This window comes from Microbacterium aoyamense, assembly GCF_023155855.1.
Classification (GTDB): domain Bacteria; phylum Actinomycetota; class Actinomycetes; order Actinomycetales; family Microbacteriaceae; genus Microbacterium; species Microbacterium aoyamense.
The window spans coordinates 1-5,545 of record NZ_JAKNUT010000010.1; the positions used below are offsets into that span (position 1 = coordinate 1).

At 65.1% G+C, this 5,545-nt stretch carries 1 protein-coding gene; it reads right to left on the bottom strand.

What is annotated here, in order from left to right:
* Nucleotides 1-5,545, bottom strand: a 5,545-nt coding sequence (locus MA876_RS18785) for a PA14 domain-containing protein (RefSeq protein ID WP_248153014.1), incomplete at both ends; no start/stop codon positions are given.

Sequence of the window (5,545 nt, forward strand, 5' to 3'; positions counted from 1 at the left end):
CGTCGGAGCACCCGACACCGTCGACGAGAGCAGCCGATCCGCATGGTCATAGCAGTACGACGTCGTCCGCTGCACCATCGCCTGACCCGGCGCCGTGTACGAATCCACCACAACCGAACGATTCCCGTTCTTGCCCGCGGCCGGGTTGGATCCGGGTGTTGAACCGCAGGCAGTGGCCGCGCCGAACCCGTACTCCAGGACGTGTCCTGGAATGTCGGCCTTCACCAGTCGGCCGGCCGCGTCGTACGAGTACGTCGACGGTGGAGGAACGGGCCCGGCCGGGGTGAGCAGGCCATGCTGAACGATCCGGCCTGACTGCGATCGCTCGACGAACTCCTCGAGATCCCCGAGCCCCGGAACCGACCACAGCTGTCCCGTCAGGCGGCCCGCACCGTCACGGTCGATTTCCCCGAGGGCGCCCGCAGCGCCGCCCACGTAGGACACTCCGGTCACCTGTCGGTGCTGGTCGTAGGTGACGGTCGCGTACACCGTGTCGTCGATCCTGACCTCGGTCACGTTGCCGTCGAGGTCGTAGGAGAACCCGCCCGTCACAGCGACTCCGCCGCCCACGGGCGGGGTGGTCGTCACCGAGGAGACCCGTCCGGTCTGTGTGTGATAGTTCGTCCTGGTGACCGTGCCTGACGCGTCGGTATAGCGAATCACGCGACCCAGAAGGTCAGTCACCGTCGTCACGACCGTCGACTGCCCGGCAACGGTCTCGGTGACCTCCACCTGATACGCGCGCTCACCAGCGACTTGTGAGGCACCCCGGAGTGTGCTGATCGTGCGCGCCTCGGTGCCGCTACCGCCCTCGATGGTCTGCGTGTCGACGAGGCCGCGGTCGTCGAAGGTCGTGCACGACCAGCCCGAGTCGCCGGACGCCCTGGCCCCGACCGCACGCCCCATGACGTCGTACACGAACTCGGTGGTGATTCCCGTTGCCCCCTGTGGGTCGGCGGCGGTGATTTTGCGGAGCAGACCGTACTGCGAGGTGCCCGCCGGGATCCCACAGCCGGTGTCGACAGCCGCGACGTTCGCGTCGTGATACACGGATCTCGTCGCGCGTGTAGTCGGGGCAGCATACGCCGACGGAAGCGCGCGGGTCAGTCTTCGCATCCACCCAGATGATCCCGGCTGCTCGAAGGTGAGGCTCGTCGACAACGCCAGGCCGGTCGGATCCACCGTCGATCGTGTGGCCTGCCCGAGCCAGGGATGCTGGTATTCGCTCTGAGTAGTCAGCGTGGGAGCAGTCGCGCCGGTGACGGTAGTCGAATCATCGACGACGGTCTGCGTGACCAGACCATAGTCGGGGGTGAGAGCGGTAAGCGGCACGGGAACGAAGCCGCTGTCGCCATTCTTCTTCCACTTCACCTGGAGCCGGGCGGCGCCGGCGCGCTCGTAGAACTCGACCCGGATGCGCTGTATCCGTCCCTCGTCGAGATTCAGGGTGCCACTTTGCGCCGCGCCCGTGCCGGTCGTCCCCAACGGGTCTCCCCAGCGGTCGAGGACGAGCTTCTCGTTGAGCCAGATCCGGATGCCGTCGTCGGTGGTCGTCTCGAACTTGTAGTCCGTACCGGCGGGGAAGGTGATGTACCCGGTCAGGCGCACCGACCAATTGTCGATCGGCATTCCTTCCGGCCCGGCGCCCGTGCCCCAATCAGCGTAGAGGCCACCGGGCGCGACCGTTCCTGCCAGTCCGTGGGCGACCTTCTTCGGTTTGCCCATCAGCTGGATTGCTCGTGCCTGGGCCGGGTCGGTGTAGTAGACGGCACGCAGTCCGTTGTATCCGCCGTCGTAGGTGCTCTTTGTATGAGCGGGGACGATGCTGCACGCTGTGAGCGGGTCTGTGACGGGGAGCCGATTCGCATCGAAGCACGCAGCGGGGGCAGGCCCGTACACGTCGGTCGGTCGATCAAGAGTGTCGTAGTGCCGCTGCACCTGACGCCCTGCGGAGTCCTCCGCGGTGAGGAGCAGATCCTTGTTCTCCTGCCACGTCTGGGACTGGGTGACCAGGTCCGGTGAGGCCGCGGCTGTTTCGGGTGAGATGACAGCTGTCTGACGCCACGCCGCATCGTATTCCGCGGTGCTGGTGTGATCCGGGGCGCCGATGATCTGCACATGCGTCATGCCTGGTTCATACGCGTACTCGCGGGCGGTTCGCTCCGCGTTCAGCCCGTCAGGCGCCGGTAGCGTCACGTTCTTGACTCGGAAGCGGCCCTCGAACGGTTCGTCTTCGTACACGATATGAGTGCTGGCCGCATCGACATCGCTCTCGGCGAGAGCATCGGTTCGCGGGAGCACATCGTTGGCGACGGAGTCGCGGATGTGGCTGAGCAAGCCGCCTTTCCGGTACCCAAACATCGTCAGTTCACCGCCGGGGTCTGCAATCGCGGCGAGATGCGTGTCGCCGTTGTAGAACAGCTCCGTCCGCGCCCCACCGGGATACGCGATCACACACAGCATGTCCACCGGCGCAGGCATGAAATCATCGCCCGATCGGGTCGGGCAAGCGTTAAGTGCTGCATTCTGATAAGTGAACGTCACCTGTCGGCCGCCGGGCGCAGGGTCGGTGAGCGATTCGACGATGCCACGAGAATCCCACGCCATGATCGGCGCGGCGGGCTTATGGATGTCACCGGGCGCGGTGGACGTCTCGATCCGCCCTTCCCTGGAGAATTGGTGGACCGTGCCGTCCTCGTCGGTGAGGACCACGCGGCCATCCCCGTCCAGCGAAACCACACTGAAACTGCCCGGAGGTGGCGTGAAACCGCCCGCGCTCTTGCGCGTGTAGGTGTAGCTCTTGCCTCCCTGCTCCTTGAGGATGACCGCCGACTCCGACGTCGAGGCGGACACCCACCGGGTCGCGTCACCCGCGATCGGCGTCGACGTGCCCCACCCGGCGGGGAGGATCGGGACTTCTTTCGTGAACCAGTCCGGCGGCACCTGCTTCTCGGTCCCGCCCTCGACTTGGTACCACAGTTCCGAAATCGCATGACCCGAGCGCTCGAAGTAGTCGAGTTTGAACCCGAGCGCTTTCATGTCGAACTTCTTCGGAGAGGACCACGTGATCGTGGCCGTCGATGTCGTCCAAGCGTTGACGAGTGGGGTCGCCAAGTCACCGATCCACAGGCGCGCGCCGTCATCACGTCGAACACCGAACTTGATCGGCTTGGATTGCGCCGAGTTGTCACTCTCGCGCAGTTCCCTTGGGAGCGTGAGGAATCCCGTCCATCGCGCCATGAATTGATCAGCGGGAATCGCATCCGCCGGGGATTCACCCCGCCAGGCGAACCGGACCGATGGATCCGTGCGTACGAGCCGGAGGTTGTCCGAGACGAATGTGAAGTCGCCCGGCACGGTGGCGGGCGTGCCGTCGGTCTTCTTCGGGGCCAGGTAATACTCGCCCTTCAGACCACGGTTCGCGTGCGGGACTTCCTGCGAGTTGTAGGTAAACGACATGCCCATCGGCCCGCCGACCGTTGCGACGGTCGGGGACGCGAATGACAGCGTCGCGTTCCCACTCGCGAGGTTGACCGTCACCGGCCCCGCATCGTCTGTCGGCGATGGCCCGCCTTCGCCGAGACGCAGATCGACTTTGAACCTCTTCGTCCACCCGAACAGGTTCTTCTCGTTCGCAGCGTCCTTCGTGTTCACCGTCCAGGTGTACAGGCCGCCGTCCTGAAGGCTCCCGGGCGGCACATCCCACGTCACGGATCCGTCGGCGGCGGGCGACTCCCATCCGGAGGTGACGACGGCCCCCGTCTTTCCATCAGCGCCGCTCGTGACACGGAACTCATACTTCAGACCAACTCCTGCGGTACCCGGCACCTGGTCGACTTTCATCTTCGGTGTGAGGGTCGTCACCGTCGGCGGGAGCTCTGTGACCGGATTGCCGGGTTCGCCGCTCGCTACGTCGGGCATAGCCACAGCCTTGGTCGTGAAGGTGCGCGGCCCAGTCGACCGGAGCGTCGACTGCCCCAGATGCCCGTCCCACGCGCCACGCACGTAGGCGCGCCAGATGTATGTTGTGTTCGGCTTGAGCTCTCCCTCCGGCACTTCAGCCTGAAGACTCGACGACTCTGGCGACTCGTAGACGATCTCATTGCCCGGCGTGCTCACTCGGAAGAAGTACGTCGGATTCACGCTCGCACCCGAGGTTGGATTCGTCGCGGTCATCGTGAGCAAGGGAGTCAACGTAACCCCCGTCGCGGCGTTCGCGGGGGAGTTGGTGCCGAACGACGGTAGCGCGTAGTCGTAGTACGTCACCCAGAAGTCGGATTCGACCCGCTTATGCGAGTAGACCGACCCCTCCTCATTCCCCGACAAATACCACAACGGACGCACACCATCCGCGATCCGCTGCGACACCCCCCATCCCGTCGAGTCCGTCCACCCCGTGCCAAGCGAGTACGTCGTGACAGGCACCCCCAGGCACGCGAAACAGGCCCCGTCAGTCGAAAACACCCATCCCGGCTGCGCCGTCGTCGCGCCGCTCACATAGCCGATCCCGACCTGCGCGGTGTGGATGAACTTCCCAGAGGGGAGGCCGTTGTAATCGAAGGTCGACAACCCCCGCCACATCACGTTCGTGTTCGACTCGCGCGTGTTCCCGACGTGCAACTGTCCGACGTACTGCGCGCCGTTGCTCTTGAACGACTGACGTGACGTGGGAGAAACCGCGAACGTGGGGTCGACGTAGAGCGGGAAGACACGGTCCGTGGAACGCGTCCAGTCTTCGTCGGCCGTCAAGGTGTACCGCCACACGCCCTTCGAGATCTCGTCGACGCTCACCCTCGGGAAGGTTTCGGCCGGTGATCTCTGCCCATCACTGCCAGACGAGTCCCACACGACCGGCGTCGGGATCGTCACGACCACGTCCCCATACCGGTCGAAGAATTCGACCGTCTCGCCGTCCGCGATCCTCGGCGTCACCGAGCGAGCCTTCACCACCCACGACCAGGAGCTTTCGCCGCGGACCGGCCGCTCGTGCACGATGAGGGTCTCTTTGACCGCGCCGCGCTCGATGTCGTACTCGACATCCAGCCCTTCGCCGACGTCGCGGAAAGCAAGCGCATCCCAGTCATCCCACCACCAGAACGGCGCCTCAGCCCGCCCTTCGTCGGCGCCTTCCAACGCGATGCGCAGAACGTGGCCGTCGCGACGCAAGGTCACGGCGTCGTCGGAATCAGCGGTCTCGGCGAAGGCGGGCCGCAGCGGGTGAGAGGGCACGGACCATCCGTCGCCGGTCTGCTCGACCGACGTCTCGATCTCGCTCCACGACCCGTCAAGTGACTCGGCGTTCAGCGGGGACTGCGAAACCTGAAGAGCCGTCCCACCGTTCAGCGCCTCGTACTCCGTCGTGAACTCCGAACGCGCGACAACATCCCCAAGCTCGCCACGCGATAGCGGCTGCTCGATCGGGACTGTCTGATTAACGGTGGATCTGGTGTGGCCTGACTGAAAGGAAGGGCGATGACCGATGTCATCGAGATGATCGATCCCGTGACGGGAGAGATCATCGATGAGCAGCAGCTCGCGGAGCAGC